Annotated in this window: 21 protein-coding genes; 14 read left to right on the top strand and 7 right to left on the bottom strand. The window is 71.9% G+C overall.

Annotated elements, in window-relative coordinates:
* Positions 1 to 15: 15 nt before the first annotated feature.
* The 5 genes from FBY23_RS21695 (at position 16) to FBY23_RS21675 (ending at position 6,771) form a co-directional block, all read left to right on the top strand.
* Entirely contained in the window at positions 16 to 1,749 is a 1,734-nt protein-coding gene (locus FBY23_RS21695; RefSeq protein WP_260806186.1) for a methylmalonyl-CoA mutase family protein, read from the top strand.
* Entirely contained in the window at positions 1,746 to 3,911 is a 2,166-nt protein-coding gene (gene scpA, locus FBY23_RS21690) for a methylmalonyl-CoA mutase (RefSeq protein ID WP_141800035.1), read from the top strand. The genes FBY23_RS21695 and scpA overlap by 4 nt, the downstream gene beginning before the upstream one ends.
* A 2-nt stretch (positions 3,912 to 3,913) precedes the next feature.
* Complete coding sequence (meaB, locus tag FBY23_RS21685) at positions 3,914 to 4,903, top strand: methylmalonyl Co-A mutase-associated GTPase MeaB (protein WP_141800034.1); 990 nt, start codon at positions 3,914 to 3,916, stop codon at positions 4,901 to 4,903.
* Between the two features lie 19 nt (positions 4,904 to 4,922).
* On the top strand, positions 4,923 to 6,107 hold the full coding sequence (locus tag FBY23_RS21680; protein WP_260806179.1) for an amidohydrolase: 1,185 nt from the start codon (positions 4,923 to 4,925) through the stop codon (positions 6,105 to 6,107).
* A 64-nt stretch (positions 6,108 to 6,171) separates the two neighbouring features.
* A complete protein-coding gene (locus tag FBY23_RS21675) occupies positions 6,172 to 6,771 on the top strand; it encodes a DUF3060 domain-containing protein (RefSeq protein ID WP_141800033.1) in 600 nt (199 codons plus the stop codon).
* Positions 6,772 to 6,831: 60 nt separating this feature from the next.
* Here FBY23_RS21675 and FBY23_RS21670 read toward each other — a convergent pair whose 3' ends face one another.
* From FBY23_RS21670 to FBY23_RS21655, 4 genes are all read right to left on the bottom strand, one after another.
* Positions 6,832 to 8,124 (bottom strand): ABC transporter permease, encoded by a 1,293-nt coding sequence (locus FBY23_RS21670; protein WP_141800032.1) that lies wholly within the window; start codon positions 8,122 to 8,124, stop codon positions 6,832 to 6,834.
* Positions 8,121 to 9,332: an ABC transporter permease gene (locus tag FBY23_RS21665; RefSeq protein WP_260806176.1), complete on the bottom strand. Its 1,212-nt coding sequence runs from the start codon at positions 9,330 to 9,332 to the stop codon at positions 8,121 to 8,123. The genes FBY23_RS21670 and FBY23_RS21665 overlap by 4 nt, the downstream gene beginning before the upstream one ends.
* A complete protein-coding gene (locus FBY23_RS21660; RefSeq protein WP_141800031.1) occupies positions 9,329 to 10,843 on the bottom strand; it encodes an ABC transporter ATP-binding protein in 1,515 nt (504 codons plus the stop codon). The genes FBY23_RS21665 and FBY23_RS21660 overlap by 4 nt, the downstream gene beginning before the upstream one ends.
* Positions 10,844 to 10,947: 104 nt before the next feature.
* Positions 10,948 to 12,039 carry a BMP family protein gene (locus FBY23_RS21655; protein ID WP_260806174.1) on the bottom strand — a complete coding sequence of 364 codons (1,092 nt, stop codon included), beginning with the start codon at positions 12,037 to 12,039 and terminating at the stop codon, positions 10,948 to 10,950.
* Positions 12,040 to 12,192: 153 nt separating this feature from the next.
* Here FBY23_RS21655 and FBY23_RS21650 point away from each other — a divergent pair, with 153 nt between their 5' ends.
* Positions 12,193 to 12,651, top strand: a complete 459-nt coding sequence (locus FBY23_RS21650; protein ID WP_141800030.1) for a cytidine deaminase — start codon at positions 12,193 to 12,195, stop codon at positions 12,649 to 12,651.
* Positions 12,648 to 13,934 carry a thymidine phosphorylase gene (locus tag FBY23_RS21645; protein ID WP_141800029.1) on the top strand — a complete coding sequence of 429 codons (1,287 nt, stop codon included), beginning with the start codon at positions 12,648 to 12,650 and terminating at the stop codon, positions 13,932 to 13,934. The genes FBY23_RS21650 and FBY23_RS21645 overlap by 4 nt, the downstream gene beginning before the upstream one ends.
* Before the next feature lie 74 nt (positions 13,935 to 14,008).
* Here the strand turns inward: FBY23_RS21645 and FBY23_RS21640 are convergent, their stop codons facing one another.
* The 3 genes from FBY23_RS21640 to FBY23_RS21630 are packed head-to-tail and all read right to left on the bottom strand — an operon-like array spanning position 14,009 to position 17,630.
* On the bottom strand, positions 14,009 to 15,421 hold the full coding sequence (locus FBY23_RS21640) for a DUF1116 domain-containing protein (RefSeq protein WP_141800028.1): 1,413 nt from the start codon (positions 15,419 to 15,421) through the stop codon (positions 14,009 to 14,011).
* Positions 15,418 to 16,887 (bottom strand): FdrA family protein, encoded by a 1,470-nt coding sequence (locus FBY23_RS21635; RefSeq protein ID WP_141800027.1) that lies wholly within the window; start codon positions 16,885 to 16,887, stop codon positions 15,418 to 15,420. Before FBY23_RS21635 ends, FBY23_RS21640 begins: the two co-directional genes overlap by 4 nt.
* Positions 16,884 to 17,630, bottom strand: coding sequence for a DUF2877 domain-containing protein (locus FBY23_RS21630; protein WP_141800026.1), 747 nt, complete (start codon positions 17,628 to 17,630; stop codon positions 16,884 to 16,886). The genes FBY23_RS21635 and FBY23_RS21630 overlap by 4 nt, the downstream gene beginning before the upstream one ends.
* Positions 17,631 to 17,749: 119 nt before the next feature.
* Between FBY23_RS21630 and FBY23_RS21625 the strand changes: the two genes are divergently transcribed.
* From FBY23_RS21625 to FBY23_RS21595, 7 genes are all read left to right on the top strand, one after another.
* Positions 17,750 to 18,979 carry a CdaR family transcriptional regulator gene (locus tag FBY23_RS21625; RefSeq protein ID WP_141800025.1) on the top strand — a complete coding sequence of 410 codons (1,230 nt, stop codon included), beginning with the start codon at positions 17,750 to 17,752 and terminating at the stop codon, positions 18,977 to 18,979.
* A 146-nt stretch (positions 18,980 to 19,125) separates the two neighbouring features.
* A complete protein-coding gene (locus FBY23_RS21620; RefSeq protein WP_222117901.1) occupies positions 19,126 to 20,487 on the top strand; it encodes a uracil-xanthine permease family protein in 1,362 nt (453 codons plus the stop codon).
* Positions 20,484 to 21,350 (top strand): xanthine dehydrogenase family protein subunit M, encoded by an 867-nt coding sequence (locus tag FBY23_RS21615; protein WP_141800024.1) that lies wholly within the window; start codon positions 20,484 to 20,486, stop codon positions 21,348 to 21,350. Before FBY23_RS21620 ends, FBY23_RS21615 begins: the two co-directional genes overlap by 4 nt.
* Positions 21,347 to 21,847: a (2Fe-2S)-binding protein gene (locus FBY23_RS21610; RefSeq protein WP_141800023.1), complete on the top strand. Its 501-nt coding sequence runs from the start codon at positions 21,347 to 21,349 to the stop codon at positions 21,845 to 21,847. Before FBY23_RS21615 ends, FBY23_RS21610 begins: the two co-directional genes overlap by 4 nt.
* Positions 21,844 to 24,234 carry an aerobic carbon-monoxide dehydrogenase large subunit gene (gene cutA, locus FBY23_RS21605; protein WP_141800022.1) on the top strand — a complete coding sequence of 797 codons (2,391 nt, stop codon included), beginning with the start codon at positions 21,844 to 21,846 and terminating at the stop codon, positions 24,232 to 24,234. The genes FBY23_RS21610 and cutA overlap by 4 nt, the downstream gene beginning before the upstream one ends.
* Positions 24,231 to 24,863, top strand: coding sequence for a carbon monoxide dehydrogenase subunit G (locus FBY23_RS21600; protein ID WP_141800021.1), 633 nt, complete (start codon positions 24,231 to 24,233; stop codon positions 24,861 to 24,863). Before cutA ends, FBY23_RS21600 begins: the two co-directional genes overlap by 4 nt.
* Positions 24,860 to 26,260, top strand: coding sequence for an amidase (locus FBY23_RS21595; RefSeq protein WP_141800020.1), 1,401 nt, complete (start codon positions 24,860 to 24,862; stop codon positions 26,258 to 26,260). The genes FBY23_RS21600 and FBY23_RS21595 overlap by 4 nt, the downstream gene beginning before the upstream one ends.
* Positions 26,261 to 26,482 lie beyond the last annotated feature (222 nt).

Raw genomic sequence — 26,482 nt, 5'->3', positions numbered from 1 at the left:
ATAGGCTTGCCGCTTGTGACTGACTCGCCCCTGACGCTGGCGCAGCCCGAGGACGCGCACACGCGCGCCGAGTGGGAGGCCGCCACCGCCGCCGTGCTGCGCAAACAGCGCAAGCTCAGCGACAGCGACCCCGACAGCGCCGTGTGGGACAAGCTGACCCGCACCACCCTCGACGGCATCGGCATCACGCCGCTCGGCCTGCCCGGCGGCCCCGCGACCGCCGTACGTCCCACGCGTCACGGTGCGTGGGACATCCGCAGCCTGGTCTCCGGCCCCGACGCCAAGCTCGTCAACGAGGCGGCGCTGGTCGACCTCGACGGCGGTGTGACCAGCCTGTGGCTGGCCGCCGACGCCGACACCGACGTGGCCGCGACGCTGAAGGACGTGCTGCTCGACCTGGCCCCCGTCGTCCTCGATGCCCCGTCGGCGACGACGAAGGTGGCCGAGGCCTTCCTGGCCCTGCCCGGCGCCAAGCACCCCGACAGCAACCTCGGCATCGACCCGCTCGGCGTCATGCTGCGCGACATCCCGCTGGCGGTCGACGAGGCCGTCGCCGAGCTGCAGTCGCTGGCCCGCAAGGCCGACCAGAACGACGTCCGCGCGATCGTCGTCGATGCGACCGCCGCCCACGACCTCGGCGCCAGCGACGCCCAGGAGCTCGGCTGGTCGATCGCCGCCGGCGTCGCCTACCTGCGCTGGCTCACCGACCACGGCCTGTCCGTGGCCGACGCGGCCGGCCAGGTGGAGTTCCGCTACGCCGCCACCGACGAGCAGTTCCCGACCATCGCCAAGCTGCGCGCGGCGCGCGTGCTGTGGGCGCGCGTGCTCGAGCTGAGCGGGGTCGAGGCGCCGGTCGCCCAGCGCCAGCACGCGGTCACCAGCCGGCCGATGCTCAGCAAGTACGACCCCTACGTCAACATGCTGCGCGGCACCGTCGCGGCCTTCGCCGCCGGCGTCGGTGGCGCCGACGCGGTCACCGTGCTGCCCTTCGACAGCGCCAACGGCCGCCCCGACGGGTTCGGTCGCCGGATCGCGCGCAACGTCAACCACCTGCTCATCGACGAGTCCCACGTCGCCGCGGTCGCCGACCCGGCCGGCGGTGCGTACGCCGTCGAGCAGCTCACCGCCGACCTGGCGGCCGCCGGCTGGGCGGAGTTCCAGCAGCTCGAGTCCGAGTGGGAGGGCGGCCACGACTTCGACCCGTTCCGCGCCCGGATCGCCGCCGTCGTGGAGAAGCGCGAGGCCGACATCGCCCGCCGCAAGCGGCCGCTGACCGGCGTCAGCGAGTTCCCGAACCTCGGCGAGACCCTGCCCGAGCGCGCCGCCGACCCGCTCAACGACCGGGTCCGCCGCTACGGCGCGTCGTTCGAGGCACTGCGCGACGAGCCGGCCGCCCGGCCGGTCTTCCTCGCCACGCTCGGCACCATCGCCCAGCACACCGCCCGCGCCACCTTCGTGAGCAACCTGCTCGCCGCCGGCGGCATCGCGGTCGAGGTCGCCGGTGCGACCGCGGGTGTCGAGGACCTCACCCGCGCGTACGCCGGCCAGCCAGTCGTCTGCCTCGCCGGCACCGACGCCGCCTACGGTGAGTGGGGTGCCGCCGCGATCGCAGCCCTCCGCGAGGCGGGCGCACAGCACGTGATCATCGCCGGGAAGCCCGATGCCGTGGACGCGGAGGTCGACGACGCCGCTGCGCTGGGCGTGGACGCCCTGGCGTTCCTGACCGCCACGAGGGAGAAGCTGGCATGAGCGTTCCGAAGAGCTTCGCGGGCCTGGCGCTCGCTGCCGACCAGGCCGCGGCCGCCGCGCCCAACCCGCCGCAGGGCGAGGGCTGGAAGAGCCCCGAGGGCATCGAGATCGCGCCGTCGTACGGCCCCGAGGACCTCGCCGGCCTCGACGCGCTCGACACCTACCCGGGCCTGAGCCCGTTCCTGCGCGGGCCGTACCCGACGATGTACACCACGCAGCCGTGGACGATCCGGCAGTACGCCGGCTTCTCCACCGCCGAGGAGTCCAACGCCTTCTACCGCCGCAACCTCGCGGCCGGGCAGAAGGGCCTGTCGGTCGCCTTCGACCTCGCGACCCACCGCGGCTACGACTCCGACCACCCACGGGTGCGCGGCGACGTCGGCATGGCGGGTGTCGCGATCGACTCGATCTACGACACCCGCACCCTGTTCGACGGCATCCCGCTGGACCAGATGTCCGTCTCGATGACGATGAACGGCGCGGTGCTCCCGGTGCTCGCGCTCTACATCGCCGCGGCCGAGGAGCAGGGGGTGAAGCCGGAGCAGCTCTCGGGGACCATCCAGAACGACATCCTCAAGGAGTTCATGGTCCGCAACACCTACATCTACCCGCCGGCGCCGTCGATGCGGATCATCTCCGACATCTTCGCGTACACCAGCCAGAGGATGCCGCGGTTCAACTCGATCTCGATCTCCGGCTACCACATGCAGGAGGCCGGGGCGACCGCCGACCTCGAGCTGGCCTACACGCTGGCCGACGGCGTCGAGTACATCCGCGCCGGTCTCGAGTCGGGCCTGACCATCGACCAGTTCGCGCCGCGACTGTCCTTCTTCTGGGCGATCGGCATGAACTTCTACATGGAAGTCGCCAAGATGCGCGCGGCCCGGGCGCTGTGGAGCCGGCTGGTGCGCCAGTTCGACCCGCAGAACCCCAAGTCGCTGTCACTGCGCACCCATTCGCAGACCTCCGGCTGGTCGCTGACGGCGCAGGACGTGTTCAACAACGTCGGGCGCACCGCGATCGAGGCCATGGCCGCGACCCAGGGCCACACCCAGTCGCTGCACACCAACGCCCTGGACGAGGCGATCGCGCTGCCGACCGACTTCTCGGCCCGCATCGCGCGCAACACCCAGCTGCTGCTGCAGCAGGAGAGCGGTACGACGTACTCCATCGACCCGTGGGCCGGCTCCTACTACGTCGAGAAGCTCACCCACGACCTCGCCGAGCGAGCGTGGGCGCACATCCAGGAGGCCGAGGCCGCCGGTGGCATGGCCGCCGCGATCGAGCAGGGCATCCCGAAGATGCGCATCGAGGAGGCCGCCGCCCGCACCCAGGCGCGGATCGACTCGGGCTCGCAGAAGGTGATCGGCGTCAACACCTTCCGGCTGCCGGCCGAAGACCCGCTCGAGGTGCTCAAGGTCGACAACGACGAGGTCTACCGCCAGCAGGTCGCCAAGCTCGAGCGGCTGCGTGCCGAGCGCAACGGCGCCGATGTCGAGGCCGCCCTGCACGCCCTGACCCGCAGCGCCGAGAGCGGCGACGGCAACCTGCTCGACCTGGCCGTCAGCGCCGCCCGTGCCAAGGCCACGGTCGGTGAGATCTCCGACGCGATGGAGAAGGTCTACGGGCGCCACCAGGCGGTCATCCGTACGATCAGCGGCGTGTATCGCGACGAGGCCGACCTGGCCAACGACGGCGAGGGGGACACCCTCGTCGCCCAGGCCCGCCAGGCGACCGACGAGTTCGCCGAGGAGGAGGGCCGCCGGCCCCGCATCCTGGTGGCCAAGATGGGCCAGGACGGCCACGACCGCGGCCAGAAGGTCGTCGTGTCGGCCTTCGCCGACCTCGGCTTCGACGTCGACGTGGGCCCGCTGTTCTCCACGCCCGAGGAGGTCGCGCAGCAGGCGATCGACGCCGACGTGCACATCGTCGGTGTCTCGTCGCTCGCCGCGGGCCACCTCACCCTGCTGCCCGCGCTGAAGACGGCGCTGGCCGAGCAGGGCCGTGACGACATCATGGTCGTCATCGGAGGCGTGATCCCGCCGGACGACGTCCCCACCCTCAAGGAGATGGGCGCCGCGGCGGTGTTCCTCCCCGGCACGGTGATCGCGGAGTCCGCGCTCGACCTGCTGGCGAGGCTGCGGACGACCCTCGGGCACTGAGCATGCAGGTCGACGACCTGCTCGACGGCCTGCGTGCCGGGCACCGCGCCACCATGGCGCGGGCCATCACGCTGGTCGAGTCGACCGCGCCCCGGCACCGCCGGACCGCCCGTGAGCTGCTGACGGCTCTGGCCACCGACGCCCCGACCCGGACGCCCGCCGTACGCGTCGGCATCTCGGGCGTGCCCGGCGTCGGCAAGTCGACCTTCATCGAGGCGCTCGGCGGCCTGCTCACGGCCGCCGGGCACAAGGTCGGCGTGCTCGCCGTCGACCCGTCGTCGGTGCGCACCGGCGGCTCGGTCCTCGGCGACAAGACCCGGATGGCCACGCTGTCGGCGCACCCGAACGCGTTCATCCGGCCCTCACCGTCCGCCGGCACCCTCGGCGGTGTCGCCCGCGCCACCACGCAGGCGATGGCCGTCCTCGAGGCAGCCGGGTACGACGTCGTCCTGGTCGAGACCGTCGGCGTCGGCCAGTCCGAGGTCACCGTGGCCGGCATGGTCGACACCTTCTTGTTCCTCACCCTGGCCCGCACCGGCGACCAGCTGCAGGGCATCAAGAAGGGGATCTTGGAGATCGCCGACGTGATCGCGGTCAACAAGGCCGATCCCGACGACCCCGCCCGCGAGCAGGAGGCACGGGTGGCCGCCCGCGACCTCGCCGGTGCGCTGCGGCTGGTCCGCGGCCACGCCGAGTGGGCGCCGCCGGTCGTCACCTGCTCCGGCCTCACCGGCGCCCGCGTCGACGAGGTGTGGGACCAGGTCCTCAAGCACCGCGACCATCTCGGCGCCGACGGGCTGGCCCACAAGCGCGCCGAGCAGCAGCTCGACTTCACCTGGGCGCTGGTCCGCGACGAGCTGGACCAGCGGCTGCGGCACAGCGCCGGCGTCCGGGCGGTCCAGGCCGACGTACGCGCGGCGCTGCTGGCCGGCGAGCTCACCGCGCCGCTGGCGGCGGACCGCCTGCTGGCGGCCTACGACACCGATCACTGACGCGGCATAGGCTGGGCACGTGGTGGATGCAGCGCTGACCCTGGTCGACTCCGCCGTCGCGAAGTACGACGACGAGCTGGTCGAGCTGCGCCGTGACCTCCACCGGCACCCTGAGGTGTCCTGGCAGGAGCAGCGCACCTCCGAGCGGGTGATCGAGCATCTCGAGCGCGCCGGCTGGCGGATCAGCCGGATGCCGCGCAGCGGCGTGATCGCCGACCTGGGGGAGGCGGGCCCGACCGTCGCGCTCCGTGCCGACCTCGACGCGCTGCCCGTCGCCGACCTGACCACCGACCCATGGACCAGCAGCGTGCCCGGCGTGGCCCACGCGTGCGGGCACGACGTGCACACCAGCGCGCTCGTCGGCGCCGGTCACGCGCTCGCCGAGCTGCACGCCCAGGGCCTGCTCCGCGGCCGGGTGCGGCTGCTCTTCCAGCCGGCCGAGGAGGTCATGCCCGGCGGTGCCCGCCACCTGATCAACCACGGCGCGATCGAGGGGGTCGAGCGGATCTTCGCGCTCCACTGCGACCCGTCGGTCGACGTGGGCGCGGTCGGCCTGCGGTCCGGCCCGATCACCAGCGCGGCCGACCGCATCGACGTACGCCTCGAGGGCAACGGCGGGCACACCTCGCGCCCCCACCTCACCGGCGACCTGACCTTCGCGCTGGCCAAGATCACCAGCGAGCTGCCGGCCGTGCTGAGCCGCCGGATGGACCCGCGCGCCGGCGTCAGCGTCGTGTGGGGCATGCTCCGCGCCGGCTCGGCCGCCAACGTGATCCCCGACCACGGCATCGCGAGCGGGACCGTCCGCATCCTCGACGCCGAGGCCTGGGCGTCCTGCGAGGCCGTGGTCCGCGAGGCGGTGCTCGACATCGTGCGCCCCTACGGCGTCACCGCCAACGTCGACTACCTCCAGGGCGTGCCGCCGGTGGTCAACGAGCGGGCCAGCGTCGCGATGGTCGCCGCGGCCGCCGACGACCTGCTCGGCCTGCACCACCGCACCGAGGTCGAGCAGAGCCTCGGGGGAGAGGACTTCGGCTGGTACCTCGAGCAGGTTCCCGGCGCGATGTTCCGCCTCGGCACCCGCAGCCCCGGGGGCCCGACCTTCGACCTCCACCAGGGCGACTTCGAGGTCGACGAGGCGGCGATCGGGTACGGCGCCCGGATGCTGGCCGGCGCCGCCGTGAACGCGCTCGCCCAGGCCTGACCGGGGCCAGATCGGCGCACCCACGGGGGTTTCAGTCCCGCGACTCCTGGCAAGGGTTCACCCCATGTCTCGGAACACGCGTGCCCTGCGCACACCCGCCGCCCTCGCCACCGCCACCGTCGCCCTGCTGGGCGCGAGCGCCGTCCTCCCGGCCCCGGCCCACGCGGCCGTCACCCTCGACTGCACCGGCGGACCGGTCACGATCGACGACAGCACCGAGGACTACACCCTCACCGGCGCCTGCTCGGCCGTCATCCTCAACGGCAGCAACCTGAGCGTCGCGCTGACCAGCGCCACGACCGTGATGGTCACCGGCGCGAACGTCGACGTCACGGCCACCGGTGCCCTCGGCCCGGTCGTCGTCACCGGCTCCAACAGCTCGGTCACCGCCACCGCCGCGCCCAGCGCGCGCGTCGAGGCCAGCAACGTCGACGTCCGCATCCCGGCCCTCGACCGTGCGGTCCTGATCGGCTCCAACAACAAGGTCGTCGCCGACCAGGGCACCAGGGTCAAGATCAAGGGCTCCAACAACCGGGCCAAGTACCGCGCGCTGCGCAAGGTCGTCGTCCGCGGCGCCAACAACACCGTGAAGGTGCGCACCGGCAAGACCAAGGTGCGCGTCAAGGGCGCCAACAACGTGGTGCGCGTGCACCGCCGCGGCTGACGCCTGCCCGGTGGTTTCGAGGCTCGGCGCTGGGGCGCCTCGCACCTCAACCACCGGCGGTTACCCCTTCCGGTAGGGCACCCCGTCCGCGGCGGGGGCCCGCGAGGCCCCGACCAGGCCGGCGACGGCGACGATCGTGACGACGTACGGCAGCATCAGCATGAACTGGCTGGGCACCGGCGAGCCGATCACCGACAGCGCGAGCTGCAGGTTCGACGCGAAGCCGAACAGCAGCGCGGCGAGGGTCGCGCGGACCGGGTCCCAGCGGCCGAAGATGACGGCGGCGAGGGCGATGTAGCCCGCGCCGTCGGTCATCTCCTCCCCGAACTGCGGCACCGAGACCAGGGTGTACGTCGCGCCGCCGGCGCCGGCGATCAGGCCGGCGATGAGCAGCGTGGTGTAGCGGGTGCGGTTGACCTTGATGCCGACGGTGTCGGCGGCCTTCGGGTGCTCGCCGACGGCGCGGACCCGCAGGCCCCACTTGGTGCGGTAGAGCGCCCAGGCGACGACCGCGACGGCGACGTACATCAGGTAGACGAGGATCGTCTGGCGGAACAGCACCGGGCCGATGATCGGGATGTCGCCGAGGACGGGGATCGGCAGCCGGGAGAAGTGCTCGGGGGCGTTGAGCTTGTCGGGGTTCTCGGTGAGCACCTGGCCGTAGAGGAAGCTGGTCAGGCCGATCACGAGCACGTTGAGGACGACGCCGACGATGACCTGGTCGACGAAGTAGGTGATCGCGAAGAAGCCGAGCACCAGGGCGACCAGCCCACCGGCGACCATCGCGGCGACCAGGCCGCCCCAGGGGGAGCCGACGAGGGTGCCGACCATGGCGGCCGCGAACGCGCCGAACAGCAGCTGGCCGTCGATCGCGATGTTGACGACGCCCGCCCGCTCGCCGAGGACGCCGCCGAGGGCACCGAACACGAGCGGGACGGCGAGGGTGATCGAGCCGCCCAGCAGGCCGACCACGGTCAGGCTGTCGCCGGCCGCGGCCCAGGTGAGGAACGCTGTCACCGCGAAGAAGGCGAACAGGGCGACCAGCCACAGCGGCGTCCGACGCCCGCGGCTGACCAGCAGCGCCGACGCGGCCGTGCACACGGCGAGCAGCACCACCAGCGTCGCGACCGTCGCGGTCGAGGGCAGGGTGATCTCCGGCAGGTCGAAGAAGTCGGTCTCCGCGGCCAGCTGGAACGTGGTGTCGCCGGAGCGGGCGCCGAGGGCGAGCAACAGCGCGACGAGCATCGTGACGACGCCCAGCATGATCGGGGCCTTCAACGCCGTCCGGAGCGGTACGGCGACCGGTTCCGCGGCGTCGGCGGGCACCGGGACGGTCACCTTGGTGTCGCTCATGCCGTCGCCTCCTTCGGCAGCCGGAAGATAGCTCGCACCAGTGGGGGAGCGGCGATGAACAAGACGATGAGCGACTGGATGACCAGCACGATCTCGACCGGGATGCCCTCGGCGGCGGCCATCGAGAAGCCACCGGCCTTCAGGCCGCCGAACAGCAGTCCGGCGGCGAGGATGCCGAGGGGACGGGACCGGCCCAGCAGCGCGACGGTGATGGCGTCGAAGCCGATGCCGGCGTCCAGGTCGACGGTGACGCCGCTGGTCGTCGTACCGAGGATCTGGTTGACGCCGGCCAGGCCGACCAGGCCGCCGGCGATCAGCATCACGATCAGGTAGGTGCGACCGACGTCGATGCCGGCGGCGCGGGCGGCGTCGGGGTTCTCGCCGACGGCGCGGAACCGGAAGCCGAGCGCCGACTTGTTGAGCAACCACCACACCACGGCGACCGCGACCAGCGCGAGCAGGAAGCCGGCGTGCAGGTTGAACCGGTCGCCGAGCAGCTTGGGCAGGATGACCGACTCGGGCATCGGCTCGGACTTCGGGTTGAGCGAGCCGGGGGCCTGGAGCAGGCCCTGCTTGGAGAGGGCGTAGAAGACCAGGTAGTAGCCGACGTAGTTGAGCATGATCGTGACGATCACCTCGTGGGCGCCGCTCTGCGCCTTGAGGAAGCCGGCGATGCCGGCCCACAGGGCGCCGGCCAGCGCGCCGGCCAGGATCGCCAGCGGCAGGTGCAGCGCCATCGGCAGGTCCATGCTGACCCCGACCCAGCCGGCGGCGGCACCGGCGAGCAGCATCTGGCCGCGGCCACCGATGTTGAACATGCCGGCGCGGAAGGCCAGACCGACGCCCAGGCCGGCCAGGATCAGCGGGCCCGAGAACTTGAGGGTCTCGGTCAGCGGCCGGATCCGGCCCTGGAAGCCGGTGAGGTTGGTGTTGTAGATCGCGCCGCGGAACAGGGCGGTGTAGGCGTCGGAGATCGAGGTCCAGACCGCGCTGAAGAAGTCGCCCGGCCGGGCGCCGATGTAGCCGGCGGTCGTGCGGACGTTCTCGTCGGTCAGCAGGATCATCAGCGAGCCGACGACCACGGCGAGGAAGACCGACAGCACCGCGACCATCGCGTTGCCCGCGACGATCTCGCGCAGCACGCCGTCGAAGCGGCTGCGTCCGCCGTCCTGCTTCTGCCCGAACTCGGACTCCATGTCGGTGCTCACGCAGCGGTTCCTTCCGGGCGCTCGCCGGCCATCATCAGGCCGAGGGTCTCGCGGGGTGTGTCGGCCGGCACGATGCCGACCACCTGCCCGCGGTAGAGGACCATGATCCGGTCCGAGAGGGCGACGATCTCGTCGAGCTCGGTGGAGACCAGGAGCACCGGTACGCCGGAGTCGCGGGTCGCCACCACCTGCTTGTGGATGAACTCGATCGAGCCGACGTCGACACCGCGGGTGGGTTGGGCGGCGACGAGCAGGCTGAGGTCGCGGGACAGCTCGCGGGCCACCACGACCTTCTGCTGGTTGCCGCCCGAGAGCTGGCTGGCCGTCGCCTGGATGCCGGAGGCGCGGACGTCGTACTCGACCAGCTTCTGCTGGGCGAAGTCCTCCAGGAAGCCGGAGCGGACGGTGCCCGCGGACACGAACGGCTTGCCGTGGCTGCGGTTGAGCATGAGGTTCTCGGCGATCGTGAATCCACCGACGAGGCCGTCGACCTGACGGTCCTCGGGGATGAAGCCGACGCCCGCGTCGAGGATCTTGCGCACCGACCGGCCGACCAGCTCGTGGTCGCCGAGGCGGATCGACCCGTGGACGTGGGCCTGCAGGCCCATGATCGCCTCGGTGAGCTCGGTCTGGCCGTTGCCCTGGACGCCGGCGACGCCGAGCACCTCGCCCCGTGCGATCGAGAAGCTGATCCCGTCGAGGTGGCTGTGGCCGCTGTCGTCGGTGACCCGCAGGTCGCGTACGACGAGCGCGTCGGGCCCGGGCTGCGCGGGCTCCTTGTGCACCGTCAGCTCGACCGGGCGGCCGACCATCAGCGCGGCCAGCTCGGCGTTGGTGGCGGTCGGGCTGGCCTCGCCGACGACCGCGCCACGGCGGATGACGGTGATCCGGTCGGCGATGGCGCGGACCTCGCGCAGCTTGTGGCTGATGAAGACGATGGCGGTGCCCGATGCGCGCAGCTGGCGCATGATCTCCATCAGCTCGTCGGTCTCCTGGGGCGTGAGCACCGCGGTCGGCTCGTCGAAGACGAGGACGCGGGCGTCGCGGGAGAGCGCCTTGATGATCTCGACGCGCTGCTGGACGCCGACGGGCAGGGTCTCGACCAGGGCGTCGGGGTCCACGTCGAACCCGAACCGCTGGGAGATCTCCCGGACCCGCTGGCGTGCGGCGTCGACGTCGAGGGTGCCGGCGAAGCCGGTGCTCTCGTTGCCGAGCATGACGTTCTCGGCGACGGTGAAGACGGGGACCAGCATGAAGTGCTGGTGCACCATGCCGATGCCGGCGGCCATGGCGTCGCCCGGGCCGGACATCTTGAGCGGTGCGCCGTCGAGGATGATCTCGCCCTCGTCGGCCTGGTAGAGGCCGTAGAGCACGTTCATCAGCGTCGACTTGCCGGCGCCGTTCTCGCCGAGCAGGGCCAGGATCTCGCCCTCGTTGACGGTGAGGGAGATCCGGTCGTTGGCGACCAGGGGGCCGAAGCGCTTGGTGATGCCCCGGAGTTCGAGCGTCATGGAGGGATCCTCTCGGAGCGGACGAGCAGTTGCCAGCAACGCGTCCGGGGGAGGCCGGAAATCCGACCTCCCCCGGACCCTGCGTCAGCGCAGGTGAGCCGTCGTCACTTGTCGAGGTACGACGTCACCGGGATGCTGCCGTCGATGATGCCCTGCTTGACCTTGTCGAGCTCGGCCTGGAGGTCCGGGTTGACCTTGGACTCGAAGTTGTGGAACGGCGCGAGGCCGACACCGTCGTTCTCCAGGGTCCCGACGTAGGCCTCGGGGTCGAAGTTGCCCTTGCCCGCGGCAACGACGGTCTCGATCGTCGAGGTCTTCATGTTCTTCAGGATCGAGGTGAGCACCAGGTCCTGCGTGCTCGGGTCGGTCTCGTAGAAGTCCGCGTCGACACCGATCAGGGCGACGTCCTTGCCGGAGTCCTTGATAGCGGTGAGCGCGCCCTGGTAGATCGGGCCACCGACCGGCAGGATCACGTCGGCGTTCTTGTCGAGGATCGACTTGGCGGTGTTGGTCGCCTTCTCGTTGGCGTCGAAGCCACCGGTGAAGACGCCCTTGTCGTTGCCCTCCCAGCCGATGAGCTTGACGTCCTTGCCCTTCTCCTTGTTGTAGTAGTCGACGCCCTGCTTGAAGCCGTCCATGAAGATGGTGACGGTCGGGAAGGGCTGACCACCGTAGGTGCCGACGGTGCCGGTCTTGGTGTAGTCCGCCGCGGCGTAGCCGGCGAGGAACGCGGCCTGCGCGGTGTCGTACAGGATCGGCTTGATGTTGTCGGCGTCCTTGGTGCCGTCGAAGTCGTTGTCGGCGGCGTCGTCGATGAGGACGTACTCGATGTCGGGGTTGGCCTTGGCGGACTCGACGGTCGCGGCGGAGAGCGCGAAGCCGACGGTCACGATCAGGTCGCAGCCCTGCCCGACGAGGTTCTCGAGGTTGGGCGCGTAGTCCTGGTCCGTCTTCGACTGGACGTCCTTGTAGTCGGTGCCGAGCTCCTTCGCGGCCTCCTTGATGCCCTCGAAGCTGAGCTGGTTGAACGACTTGTCGTCGAAGCCACCCGCGTCGGAGACGATGCAGGGGAGGAAGTCGCTCTTCGCCGAGCCACCCTTCTTGCCCTCGTCGGGGGCATCGCCACAGGCAGCCAGGGCTGCGCTCGCCATGAGCGCCACGGCCGCGGCGGCCGTCGTCCTCTTCCAGGTCTTCACAGATGTCCTCCAGATCGACGCCCGGCTCCGAGGGCAGGGCAAAGGATGTTGCTTCCGGTACTCGGGGTGCATCCTCACCCAAGGAGCGCGCAACGGGAAGCGCATTCGTCGAAACGGTTACCAACTTGGGACATTTCCCGTCGAAACCTGCCCATGCGCAAGATCCTCGCGATCGTCTACGTTGACCTCGTGGTCGACTGGGACACCCTCATGCAGGCGGCGATCGACATCGCCGCGCGGGCCTATGCGCCGTACTCCGGCTATCGGGTGGGTGCCGCCGCGCTCGCCGACGACGGTCGCCTGGTGGTCGGCTGCAACGTCGAGAACGCGGCGTACGGCGTCACGCTGTGCGCCGAGTGCGGGCTCGTGTCGCAGCTGCACGCCACCGGCGGGGGCCGGCTGACCCACTTCGTGTGCGTGAACGGCGCCGGCGACGTGATCATGCCGTGCGGCCGCTGTCGCCAGCTGCTGTGGGAGAACGGCGGTGCCGCGCTCGAGGTGCTGACGCCGCAGGGTGTGCTGGCGATGGACGCCGTGCTGCCGCAGGCGTTCGGGCCGGCCGACCTCGACCGGGTCACCGGCGTGGACACGACTGGTACAAACGCACCGTGAGCACGCACGACGCCGTCGAGGTCATCCACGCCAAGCGGGACGGCAGCAGCCTGTCCACCAGCCAGATCGACTGGATGGTCGACGCCTACACGCGCGGCGCCGTCGCCGACGAGCAGATGTCGTCGCTGCTGATGGCCATCCTGCTCAACGGCATGGACCGGCGCGAGATCGCCGACTGGACCGCGGCGATGATCGCCTCCGGTGAGCGGATGGACTTCTCCTCCCTGTCGCGCCCCACGGCCGACAAGCACTCCACGGGCGGCGTGGGCGACAAGATCACCCTGCCGCTGGCACCGCTCGTCGCGGCGTGCGGGGTCGCCGTACCCCAGCTGTCGGGGCGGGGCCTGGGCCACACCGGCGGCACCCTCGACAAGCTCGAGTCGATCCCCGGGTGGCGGGCGCTGCTGTCCAACGAGGAGATGCTGGCGCAGCTCGAGTCGGTCGGCGCGGTCATCTGCGCCGCCGGTGACGGCCTCGCGCCCGCCGACAAGAAGCTGTACGCGCTGCGCGACGTCACCGGCACCGTCGAGGCGATCCCGCTGATCGCCTCGTCGATCATGAGCAAGAAGATCGCCGAGGGCACCGGCGCGCTGGTGCTGGACGTGAAGGTCGGCTCGGGTGCCTTCATGAAGGACGTCGACAGGGCGCGTGAGCTCGCCGAGGTGATGGTCGCGCTCGGCAAGGATGCCGGCGTGCACACCGTCGCCCTGCTCACCGACATGTCCGTCCCGCTGGGCCTCACCGCCGGTAACGCGATCGAGGTCGCCGAGTCGGTCGAGGTGCTCGCCGGCGGCGGACCGGCCGACGTGGTCGAGCTGACTGTCGCCCTGGCCCGCGAGATGCTCGCCGGCGCCGGCCGCGACGACATCGACCCCGCCGACAAGCTCGCCGACGGGTCCGCGATGGACGCCTGGCGCGCGATGATCTCCGCGCAGGGTGGCGACCCCTCGGCTCCGCTGCCGGTGGCCCGCGAGCAGCACGTGGTCGCCGCGCCGTCCGACGGCGTCCTCACCCGCCTCGACGCCCTCGCCGTCGGCGTGGCCGCCTGGCGCCTCGGCGCCGGCCGCGAGCGCAAGGAGGACCCGGTGCAGGCCGGGGCCGGGGTCGTCTGGCACGCCCGGCCCGGCGACGTCGTACGCGCGGGGGAGCCGCTGTTCACGTTGCACACCGACACGCCCGAGCGGTTCGAGCGGGCGCTTGCGTCGCTGGAGGGTGGCTACGACGTCGCCGCGCCCGGTACGTCGTACACCCCGGGGCCGTTGGTCATCGACCGCGTGAGCTGATCCTGCGCGGCGCCCCATGCGAATTGGTCGCGGATCTGCGCGGATCACGACCAATTCGCATGGGGTGCGAGACTTCAGGAGCCGGCGCGCTCCCGGGTCCGCTCGGCCAGCGCGGCCAGCGCGGCGGGGAAGATCGACGCGGGCGGGGTGACCAGGCCGGCGCCGACCTGGCCGACGCCGGCGACCCTGCCGGCCATGCCGGTGTTGATCTGCGGCAGGATGCCGGTCCGGCACACCGAGGTGACGTCGATGCCGGTCGCGGCGCCGGCGAAGTCGAGCACCGGGATCGGCCAGCGGTCGTTCTCGCCGATCGTGATCTCGCGCATCCGGCGGCTGGTGGCCAGCGCGTCGGGGACGGTGCCGCCGACGAAGCGGACGATCGCGGGCGCGGCGGCCATGGCGAAGCCGCCGATGCCGGCGGTCTCGGTGATGGCCGAGTCGCCGATGTCGGGGTTGGCGTCCTCGGGGCCGTAGTCGCCGAGGAACAGGCCGTCGGCGAGCTGGGCCGGACCGGTGAACCACTGGTCGCCGGTGCCGGAGACCTGGATGCCGAAGTCCGTGCCGTTGCGGGCCATCGCGACGACCATCGTCGAGCCGGGCACGTCGCGCGCCGCGTCGAGCGCGAGCTTGCAGGCCGGCATCGCGACGTTGAGGAAGAAGTGGTCGTTGCCGCCCATGAAGGCGAACGCCTCGGCGACCTCCTCCGAGGAGCGCGAGGAGCGCACCAGCGACGGCGCGATGTCGCGCAGCAGCATCAGCGTGCCGGCGCGGTTGCGGTTGTGGGCCTCGTCGCCCATCTGCAGCATCTGGCCGAGGATCGCGGTCGCGTCGACCGGACCGGCGGCGGAGACGGCCTCGCCGAGCAGCGGGCCGAGCACGTCGCGCATCCAGCGCAGCCGCTCGAGCACCTCGGGACCGTAGGCGCCGTACCGCAGCACCTTGCCGAGGCCCTCGTTCAGCGAGCAGTAGGTACGACGCCCCGTGGCCGGGTCCTCGAGGACGAACATCCACATCGACGGCGAGACCACGCCGGCCATCGGGCCGACGGCGCTGCGGTGGTGGCACGGCTCCAGCGACACCTCGGAGCCGGACGCGAACAGCGCCTCGGCGTCCTCCGGGTCCTCGACCAGGCCCTCGAACGCGGCCGCACCCATCAGCGCGCCCCGCAGCGGACCCGAGGCGCGGGCCCACTCGATCGGCGGGCCGGCGTGCAGGAACTGGCCCTTCTCGAGGCCGAGCAGCTCGGAGGCGGGCGCGACGCCGACGAGCATCGCCTGGACGTCGAGCATCCGGGAGACCGCGAGCGCGTTGGCGTCGCGGCGCAGCGGGTCGGCGGCGACGGTCGCGAGGTCGTCGGCAGTGCCGTCCATCGGGGGTGTCCAGTCGACCCGCTCGACGGCCACGGCCTGGTCGGCGACGGCGGTGGCGAACATGTCGGCGCCGACGGCGGCGACGGCGGCGGGGGCGACGCTGGGCAGGGCGGTCATCGGGCGGCTCCGTTCACGAGGGAGATCGCGCGGCGGGTGGCCGCGGCGTTGGACAGGTGGACCTCGGCGCCGGCGGCGGCGAGCGCCTCGGCCTGGCGGGCGAGGCCCTGCGGGTCGGTCGAGGTGCCGACGCAGGCGACGACGACGGGGACCTCACGCACCGCGCGGGCAGCGGCGATCGCCGGGGCGAGCTCGGCGGCCGGGTCGTCCTGCGCGCCGTGGCCGAGGACGACGTCCATCAGGATGACGGCGGTCGCGGGGTCGGCGGCGACCTTCGCGAGGTGCTCGAGACGCAGGGTCGGGTCGATCATCGGGTGCGCGCGGCCGCGGGTGAGGCCGTCGTCGCCGAAGTCGATCATCACGTGGCCGTCGCTGACGAGGCTCGCGTCGAGCTCCAGGTCCGGCGAGAGCGGGATGTTGCTGCGGATCCCACCGAGCTCGGCCGCCGCGAGCAGCATCGCCTCGTCGCACAGGGTGCCGCCGACGAACAGCCCGCGCAGCGCGCTGCCACCGTCGGGGACAGCGGGGGTGCCCCACACCGGCCACTCCGGTACGGCGACGCCGAGGTCGCCGAGCAGCGCCTCGGTCTGCGTGGTGAGGTCGGGCTGGCCGGCGCCGAGCAGCGCGAAGCGCACCGGCGTGCCGAGGTCGGCGGCGTACTTCTCCACCGAGGCGGCCACCTCGGCCGCGGGCGGCTTGGACACCACGACGACGTGCTCGACCGACGGGTCGGCGTCGAGGCGGTCCAGCGCGGTCCGGGTGGAGATGCCGCCGATGGCTGCGGACAGGTCGCGCCCACCGACGCCGAGCGCGGCGGCGACACCGACACCCGCGGCGTCGAGGAGCGCCAGGACCTGCTGGCACCCGGTGCCGGACGCGGCGACGATGCCGACCCGGCCCGGGGCCACGGTGTTGGCGAAGCCGAGGCCCACGCCGCCGACGACCGCCGTACCGCAGTCGGGCCCCATCACCAGCAGCCCGCGCTCGCGCGCGATCCGCTTCATCGCGAGCTCCTGCTCGACCGGCACGTTGTCGCTGAAGATCATCACGTCGACGCCGGCGTCGAGGGCGTCCATCGCCTCGACCAGCGCCGAGGCGCCGGGCACCGACACCAGGGCCAGGTCGGCGTCCGCGCGGCGCAGCGCGGAGGCGGTGGTGCGCGGCGGCGCGGTGACCTCGCCACCCGACGAGCCCTTGCGTGCCGCGGCCAGCGCCGAGTCGACCGCGGCGAGCGCGGCGGGCAGCGCCGACTCGTCGTCGAGGCGCAGCGCCACGACCATGTCGTTGGTGCTGGTGGCGGGCAGCGTGAAGCCCATGCCCTGCAGCACCTCCACGTTCAGCTCGGTGGCCATCGCCACCTGGGCGGCGGCGACACCGGGGGTGGCGGCGACGTCCCGGCTGACCTGCAGTAGCGCGACGCTGTCGGCATAGGCACCGGGTCGGATCTCGACGTGCTGATGCGTCATCGAGTACTCCCTTCAAGGGCTTCGTGGGTGATGGACGGGGAAAGAGAGAGGTGGGCGCCGAGGAGCATCCCGGCGCCGGAGGTGTGGCCGACCGCGAGGAGGCCGGCGACCGCCCCGGTGGTGAGGGCGACGCGGAACGGGGCGATGGCCTCGCCGGCGATCGCGTGTCGCAGCAGGGCCGCGGACAGGCTGGTCGTGCGGGGGAGGTGAGCCTCGACCGCCTCGGCGATCGGCGAGCTGTCGCGCCCGGCAGCCCGGGTCGCGACCAGCCAGCCGGCCAGCACGTCGTCGCCGACCGGGGTGAGCCCGTCGCCGCGGCCGACCAGGGCGGGTACGGCGGCCGGGTCGCCGGCGGCGAGCAGGTCGAGCGCGTCGGTGGCGAGCTGGTCACGGGCGGGGGAGAGGTCGGCCTCGACCGGGGCGAGCGGGGTCGTGAGGCGTGGGACCGCGAAGGAGACCAGGCGGGTCACCGTCACGGACAGCGGGCCGACACGCAGCTCGCCGTCGCCCGCCAGGACCGGGTCGCCCACGGTGGCCTCCGGAAGGCCGGGCAGCGTGGTCAGCACCGCGCAGGGCACGTGCACCGCACCCCGCGCGAGGACGCCGACGACCAGCCCGTCGAGGTCGGCGTACACGGCCTGCCGTCCCGCGTGCACGACCGATCCGGTCACGGTCGGGCCCGCGAGCAGGGCGCGCAGCGTGCCGGAACCGGCACCGCCCACCACTGAATCGACCCTTCTCACCTCTGGGACGCTAACGGCTGGGTAAGGTGCATCGAATGGTGAGCATTGCCAACGTCCGGGCAGAAGTCGGGCAAGAGTTGATAGCCACCGGCGGGGGCGGCATCCCGCACGATGGCGTCATGGACACAGACGAGCTGGCTGAGGCGCTCGCCCAGCTCGTGCTGGCCGGGGCCGACCTCGACGAGCTGGTGGCCGCGATCGGCGACGCCCTCGACGTGCACGTCGCGGTGACGACCACCGACGGCCGCGAGCGCGCGGCGCGCATCGACGATGCCATGCGCGAGCGGATCTCCGCCGCGGGGCTGACCGACGAGACCGGTCGGCTCCGGGTCGAGTGGCTGGGGGACCGAGGCGGCCACGAGGGCCAGCCGGTGACCGGTGCGCACGTGCACCGCGAGCCGCTCGCCGCGCCCAACCAGGCCCTCGGGCACCTGGTCGCCGTCGCCGATCACGGGATGGTGCCGCAGCAGGTCGTCGCGCTGCAGCGTGCGGCGACGGCGGTGTCGTTGTGGATCACCCGCGAGCAGGCGGTCTCGGCGGTGGAGAACAAGTACCGCGGCGACTTCCTGCGCGACGTCTTCCTCGGCCGCGCCGGCAGCGACGACTTCGTGCGCGAGCACGTCGTCGGCTTCGGCTGGGACCTGAGCCGCCCCACGATCGTGCTCGCCGCGCAGATCGACCCGCAGCCGTCGTACCAGGCGCCGGCCTCGGTCGAGGACCGCCGCCACTGGCAGGAGCGCTTCGCCAACGCCTGGCGCCAGGTCTCCGCCTCGGTCGACCGCGCCATCCCGATCGCCGACTTCGGCTCCGAGGTGGTGGCGGTGCTGCCGGCCGAGGACGGCGAGGCCACCGCCGCACTCGTACGACGACTGGTGGTCGCGGTCGCCGGCGACAAGGGCGGCGGGCGCCGTCCGTTCACCGCCGGGGTCGGCCGCGTGGCCGCGAGCCCGTCCGGACTGCCGGACAGCTACACCCAGGCGCGGCGTGCGCTCGAGGTCGGCCGCCGGTTCCGCGGGTCGAGCACGACCACCTGGTTCGACGACCTGGGCCTGCACCGGCTGATCGCGATGGTGCCCGACACCGAGGAGCTGCGCGCCTTCGCGCACGACGTGCTCGGCGAGCTGGCCGGATCGTCGGAGGAGGCGGTGACCCTGCGCGAGACGCTGCAGGTCCTGCTCAACACCAACTTCAACGTGGCCGAGGCCGCGCGCACGCAGTTCTTCCACTACAACACGATGCGCTACCGGGTCGGGAAGCTCGAGCGGATGCTCGGCCCGGTCGCGTCCGACCAGAACCTGCGCCTCGACGTGGCCGTGGCGCTCAAGGTGCTCGAAGTCGTCAGCCGGTGAATCGCGGGCAACTTCCGCCAGCAGTTCCCGGGGATCCTTTGGCGAATGTGGCCAGTGAGGTGTGATCTGGCCCTCAATAGGTTGGTGAGTCTCGGGAGCCCCAAGTGGGACCAGTGAGCACAGCCCCAGATTCAGGAGGACTCAGCATGTCGATGTTCAAGTGGGAGGTAGTCGACCCGGCGCCGGGCGAGCCCGTCGCGCCGAACCAGCGGCTCCCGTGGGGTCGGACGGTAGGCCTGGGAGCACAGCACGTCGTCGCCATGTTCGGCGCGACGTTCGTGTTCCCGCTGGTGATGGGCCTCGACCCGAACCTCGCCATCATGTTCTCGGGTCTGTGCACGATCGGCTTCCTGCTGATCTGCAACAACAAGGTGCCGAGCTACCTCGGCACCAGCGCGTCGTTCGTCGCTGGTGTGGCCGCCATCCGCACCCAGGGCGGCGACTCGGCCGACGTCACCGGCGCGATCCTGGTCGCGGGTCTCGTGCTGGCCGCGATCGGTGTCGCCGTCCACTTCGCGGGCGCCGGCCTGATCCACAAGATCCTTCCGCCCGCCGTCACCGGCGCGGTCGTCATGCTGATCGGCTTCAACCTGGCACCGGTCGTCGCCGGCATCTACTGGCCCCAGGACCAGTGGATCGCCCTGCTCACCGCGGCCTTCATGGTGTGCGCCTCGGTACTGCTGCCGGGCTTCTGGTCGCGGATCGCGGTCTTCCTCGCCCTCATCTTCGGCTTCGTCGCATCGATCCTCGCCGACAAGATCTTCGGCCAGATCACCTCGGTCGCAGGCGGCGCCACCGAGGCCACCGCGCACGACCGTGTCTCGTGGGCCGGTGTGAAGGCGGCCGACTGGGTCGGCTTCCCGAGCGGCAAGCTCGCCGACGGCGTCTCGGTCATCCACGGCCCGAGCTTCTCGATGACCTTCATCCTGCTGGTGCTGCCCGGTGTCATCGCCCTCATCGCCGAGAACACCGGCCACGTCAAGGCCGTCGCCGAGATGACCGGTGAGAACCTCGACCCGTACATGGGCCGCGCGATCGGTGCCGACGGTGCCGCGACCGCGGTCGCCAGCCTCTTCGGCGGCTCGCCGACCACGACGTACGCCGAGAACATCGGCGTCATGGGTGCCACGAAGGTCTACTCGACCGCGGCCTACTACGTCGCCGGAGCCGTCGCGATCCTGCTCGGCCTGTGCCCGAAGTTCGGCGCCGTCGTCAACGCCACTCCCGGCGGTGTCCTCGGCGGGATCACGGTCGTGCTGTACGGCATGATCGGCCTGGTCGGCGCCAAGATCTGGGTCGAGAACCGGGTGGACTTCGGCAACCCGGTCAACATGGTCGGCCTCGCCGCGGGCCTGATCGCCGGCATCGGCGGCGTCACGCTCAAGATCACCGACGACTTCGAGCTCGGCGGCATCGCCCTCGGCACGATCCTCGTCATCGTCTTCTTCCACGCCGTGAAGGGACGCTCCGTCGACGCCACTTCGGGAGAGGTGACCAAGAGGCTGTGAAGCCCGCACCATTCGACTACGTCCGGCCGGGGTCCCTGGAGGAAGCCCTCCAGGCCCTGGCCGGGCACCCGGAGGCCAAGGTCCTCGCCGGAGGACAGAGCCTCGTCCCGCTCCTCTCGATGCGGCTGGCCGCACCTGCGGTGCTGGTCGACATCAACGACCTGCCCGACCTGGACCACGTCCGGGTCAGCGCCGACGGCGTCCGGATCGGCGCCCTCGCCCGGCACGCCGCGGTCCTGCGCGACCCCGACGTCGCCCGGGTGCAGCCGCTGGTGCCCCTCGCACTGGCCAACGTCGCGCACGCGACGATCCGCAACCGCGGCACCACCGTCGGCTCGCTGGTCCACGCGGACGCGGCGGCCGAGATGCCGATGGTGCTGCGGCTGCTGGACGGCTCGCTCGACGTCGCCGGACCCGGCGGGCGCCGTACGATCCCCGTCGCGCAGCTGTACGTCGGCCCGCTCGAGTCCAGCCTGCACCACGACGAGATCGCGGTCGAGGCGTTCTTCCCGGCGCTCGCACCCCACACCGGGGTGGCGTTCGAGGAGATCGCCCGCCGGCACGGCGACTACGCCATGTGCGGCGTCGCGGCCGTCGTCACCCTCGACGGCGACCGGGTGGTGCAGGCGAGAGCCGGCTACCTCTCCGTCTCCGACGTCCCGGCCGTCATCGACCTGACCGACGCCCTCGGCGGCGAGGTCACCGAGGCGTCGCTGGCCGCCGCGGCCGATGCCGCGCTGGAGCAGCTGGAGCCGGAGACCGACATCCACGCCACGGCCGACTACCGCGCACACCTCGCCCGGGTGCTGACCGCGCGGGTCGTGACCGCGGCCCACGAGAACGCACGGGAGGCACGCTCGTGACCGAGCAGACCCACGAGATCAGGCTCAACGTCAACGGCGTCGAGCACGAGGCGGCCGTGCCCGCCCGCCGGCTGCTGTCCGACGCGCTGCGCCACGACCTCGGCCTGACCGGCACCCACGTCGGCTGCGAGCACGGCGTCTGCGGCGCGTGCACCGTCCTGGTCGACGGCCAGCCGATGCGCAGCTGCCTGATGTTCGCCGTCTCCGCGGCCGGGCACGAGATCACCACCGTCGAGGGCCTGGCCCGACCCGACGGCGAGCTCGGCCCGGTGCAGCAGGCGTTCCGCGAGTGCCACGGCCTGCAGTGCGGCTTCTGCACCCCCGGCTTCCTCACCACGATCACCGCCGGCATCGCCGAGAACCCCGACCCCACCGAGGACGAGGCCCGCGACATGGTCGCCGGCAACCTGTGCCGCTGCACGGGCTACCAGAACATCGTCAAGGCGGTCTGCCGGGCGGCCGAGCTGGCCCGCGCCGACGAGGACGGTGCCGCATGACGACGAAGATGATGGGCGCGAAGGTCCAGCGCGTCGAGGACGACCGGCTGGTGCGCGGGACCGGACGCTACGTCGACGACGTGGCCCCCGACGCGCTGCACGCCGCCGTGCTGCGCAGCCCCCACGCCCACGCGCGGATCGTGTCGATCGACGTCGACGCCGTCCTCGACGTCGAGGGCGTGCACGCGGTGTGGACCCACGAGGACCTCGAGGGCGCGATGGCCGACCCGCTGCCGCTGCTCATCCCGCACCCCACGCTGACCCACGGCCGCACCCAGTACGCGCTGGCGAAGGACGAGGTCAACTACGTCGGCGAGGCGATCGCGTTCGTCGTCGCCGACGACCGCTACGTCGCCGAGGACGCGCTCGCGCAGATCGTCGTCGAGTACGACCTGCTGCCCGCCGTCGTCGGCATCGAGGCCGCGCGCTCGGGCGCCCAGCTGGTGCACGACGACGTACCCGGCAACGTGGCGGCCCGGATGGAGCAGTCCAACGGCGACGCCGCGGCCGCCATCGCCGCCGCGCCCCACACGCTCTCCCTCGACCTGCACATCGAGCGCAGCGCCTGCATGCCGATGGAGGGTCGCGGCACCGTTGCGCGCTGGGACCCCGACCAGAACCGCCTCCAGGTGTGGACCTCCACCCAGACCTCGACCGGCGTGCGCGCCGCCGTCGCGGCCAAGCTCGGACTCGACCTCGGCCAGGTCGACGTGATCACGCCCGACGTGGGCGGCGGCTTCGGCGTCAAGATCGTGCACCCGTGGCCCGAGGAGCTCCTCGTCCCGCTCGCCGCGCAGCGGCTCGGCCGGGCCGTGAAGTTCACCGAGGACCGGCGCGAGCACTTCATCTCCTCGGCCCACGAGCGGGCCCAGGTGCACCACGTCGAGGTCGGCTTCGACGACGAGGGTCGAGTGCTCGGCCTGGACGTGCGGTTCTGGCACGACCACGGCGCCTACACGCCGTACGGCCTGATCGTCCCGATCATCACGTCCACGCAGCTGCTCGGGCCCTACAAGCCCGGCGCCTATCACGTGCAGTTCGACTCGCTCTACACGAACACCGTCATCGTCACGCCGTACCGTGGCGCGGGCCGGCCGCAGGGCTGCTTCGTGATGGAGCGGACCATGGACGCGATCGCCGCCGAGCTCGGCAAGGACCGCGCGGACGTGCGGGCCGTCAACTTCATCCAGCCCGACGAGTTCCCCTACGACCAGGGCCTGATCTTCCAGGACGGTCGCGAGCTGACGTACGACTCCGGCGACTACCCGGCGATGCTCGACAAGATCAAGGAGCTCGTCGACTGGGACCACTTCGAGGACTTCCGCGCGGCGAAGGCGGCGGAGGGCAAGCGGGTCGGCCTCGGCCTGGCCTGCTACGTCGAGGGCACCGGCGTCGGCCCCTACGAGGGCGCCCACGTGCACATCGAGACCTCCGGCAAGGTGAAGGTCGCCACCGGCCTGACCTCGCAGGGCCAGGGCCACCAGACGGCGTTCGCCCAGATCGTCGCCGACGAGCTCGGGGTGCGCTTCGAGGACGTCGAGATCACCACCGGCGACACCCGCCGGATGCCGTACGCCGTGGGCACCTTCGCCTCGCGTGCGGCGGTGATGAGCGGCTCGGCCATCCACCTCGCCGCGAAGCGCGCGAAGGAGAAGGCACTGCGGATCGCGGCCGACGCGCTCGAGGCCGACATCGAGGACCTCGAGATCGTCGACGGCGTCGTCAGCGTCAAGGGCACCGACTCGTCCATCCCGCTGGGCACGGTCGCCGTGCTGTCCAACCCGCTGCGCTACGCCTTCGACGAGGCGTCCAAGGCCGCCACCCAGTTCAACGTCGGCGACCCGACGAAGCCGCCGGTCGCCGAGGACGACGAGCCGGGCCTGGAGGGCAAGGACTTCTACTCGCCGCCGCGCTCGACCTTCGCCTCGGGCATGCACGCGGTGATCGTCGAGACCGACGTGGACACGGCGGAGATCCGGATCCTCAAGTACGCCGTCGTCCACGACTGTGGCCACCTGATCAACCCGATGATCGTCGAGGGCCAGATCCACGGCGGCGTGGCACAGGGCGTCGGCGGCGCGCTCTACGAGCGGATGGCGTACGACGAGTCCGGCCAGCTGCTCAACGCGTCCTTCATGGACTTCCTGATGCCCTACGTCACCGAGGTGCCGACCAGCATCGAGATCGACCACCTGGAGACGCCGTCCCCGCTCAACCCGCTCGGCATCAAGGGTGCCGGGGAGGCCGGCGTGATCCCCGGGTCCGCCGCCTTCGCCGCCGCCATCGAGGACGCCGAGCGGCTGCCCATCACCGCCATGCCCATCTCGCCGTCGGAGCTGTTCGCGCTCCGGGCGGCCCACGCCCCCCACGCTCAGGAGTCGAAGTGAAGATCTCCGGTCAGAACACCATCGCCGCGCCCGTCGAGAAGGTCTGGGAGGCGATCCTCGACCCGCGGGTCCTGGTCGCGACCATCCCCGGCTGCGAGCAGCTCGAGGCCACCGGCGAGAACGCCTACGCGATGACGGTCAGCGCCGGCGTCGCGGCGATCAAGGGGACCTACTCGGGCTCCTGCGTGCTCGAGGACCTGCGCGTCAACGACGGGCTGACCATGAAGCTCAAGGGCGCCGGTGCTCCCGGCACCATCGACGCGACCGTCCTGGTGACGTTCAAGGACGACGGCGGCCAGACCGTCCTGTCGTACGACGCCGACGCGGTCGTCGGCGGCATGATCGGCGGCGTCGGCCAGCGGATGCTGACCAGCGTCTCGCGGCGGATGGCCGCCGAGTTCTTCGGCAACGTCGAGAAGGTGATTGCCAACGGGCTGCCCACCGCGGCCGCTGGTGGTGCGCCCGTGGGGACCGTGTCCGCCGAGGGCGCGCCGGTCTTCGCGGCTCCTGCGAAGGTGTCGGCGGCCCCGTCCGTGGGTGGCGAATCGTTCCTCATGGGTGTCGCGGTCGGCGGCGGGCTGGTGCTCGCCGGCGTGATCGTGGGCGGGCTGCTGGGCCGCCGTCGATGACCGCGACCACCTCGCTGTCGGTCGACTCGACCGCACGCGACCAGGCGGCCGCCGTACGACGCCGGGAGATCTCCGCGCGCGAGCTGCTCGACCTGCACCTCGAGCGGATCGCCGAGCGCAACCCGCAGCTCAACGCGATCGTCTCGCTCGACGAGTCACGCGCACGCGCTGGCGCTCTCGCTGCTGACGAGGCGCTGGCGTCGGGTGCGGAGGTCGGTGCGTTGCACGGGCTGCCGTTCGCGTTCAAGGACACCCACGCGGTGGGAGGCTGGCGCACGACGTACGGCTCCACCGTGATGGCCTCGAACGTGCCGGAGCACGACGAGCTGATCGTCGAGCGGGTGCGCGCCGCGGGCGCCTTCACGATCGGCAAGACCAACGTGCCCGAGTTCGCCGCGGGCTCGCACACCTTCAACAAGGTCTTCGGCACCACCCTCAACCCCGTCGACCCCACGCGCTCCGCGGGAGGGTCCAGCGGGGGAGCGGCCTGTGCGCTGGCGGCCGGCATGGTGCCGCTCGCCGACGGCTCCGACATGGGTGGCTCACTGCGCAACCCCGCGTCCTTCTGTGGCGTGGTCGGGATGCGGCCCAGCCTGGGCCGGGTGCCCGAGTGGCCGCTCTACAACCAGTGGGAGACCACCTCGGTCGGCGGCCCGATGGCCCGCAACGTCGGCGACCTCGCCCTGCTGCTGTCCGTCATGGCTGGACCGGACCCGCGCGCGCCCCACGCGTTGGGTTCTCCCGGATCCGCCTTCGCGTCCCCGACGCCGGCCTCGCTCGCCGGATTGAAGGTCGCGCTCAGTGTCGACCTCGGCGGCGTGCTCGAGGTGGACCACGAGGTGGCGGCCGTCGTCGAGGCGGCCGGACGCGCGCTGGCCGGCGCCGGGGCTGCCGTCGGGTCGGCGTACCCGGACCTGTCGCTCGCCGAGGACACCTTCCGCACCCTGCGCGCCTGGCACTTCCAGGCCAAGCTGGGCTCGCTGCTCGCTGCGCACCCCGACGACTTCAAGCCCTCCCTGGCCGACAACATCCGGCTCGGCGAGGCCCTGACGGGCGCGGACGTCGCGCGGGCCTACACGCAGCGGACCGCGCTGTCGGAGACGATGCGGCTGTTCTTCGGCGACCACGACGTGCTCGTGCTCCCCGTCTCCCAGGTCCCGCCGTTCCCGGCCGACCAGGAGTTCCCGACCGAGATCAACGGCAAGGAGATGGCGACCTACCTCGACTGGATGCGGTCGGCGTACTTCATCACCGTCACCGGCTGCCCCGCCATCTCGGTGCCCTTCGGCACGACCTCGACCGGGCTGCCGGTGGGGGTCCAGCTGGTCGCCCGGCACGGTGCGGACCTGCAGCTGCTCGAGGTGGCCCTGGCCGTCGAGGAGCTCGCTGCGCGCTGATCGGTGGCAGTCGCTCGGCCAGTTTCACCGGCCGACCGGTGAAACTGGCGCTTGGACGAGGAAGCTTCCTCGTCCAGGCGCCAGTTTTGTCGTCCCGGATGGGAGTTTCACCGGTCGACCGGTGAAACTCCCACCCGGCCGAGCAACGACGGCGGGGCAACATCTGCCCACGACCGGCCGATCCATCGGCAGATGATGCCGTCGTGCAGCGCGACGTGGCTC

Source organism: Nocardioides sp. SLBN-35 (assembly GCF_006715725.1).
Lineage (GTDB): Bacteria > Actinomycetota > Actinomycetes > Propionibacteriales > Nocardioidaceae > Nocardioides.
Note: the sequence above shows the minus strand (reverse complement) of the source record. Positions and strands in the feature narration are given on the sequence as shown.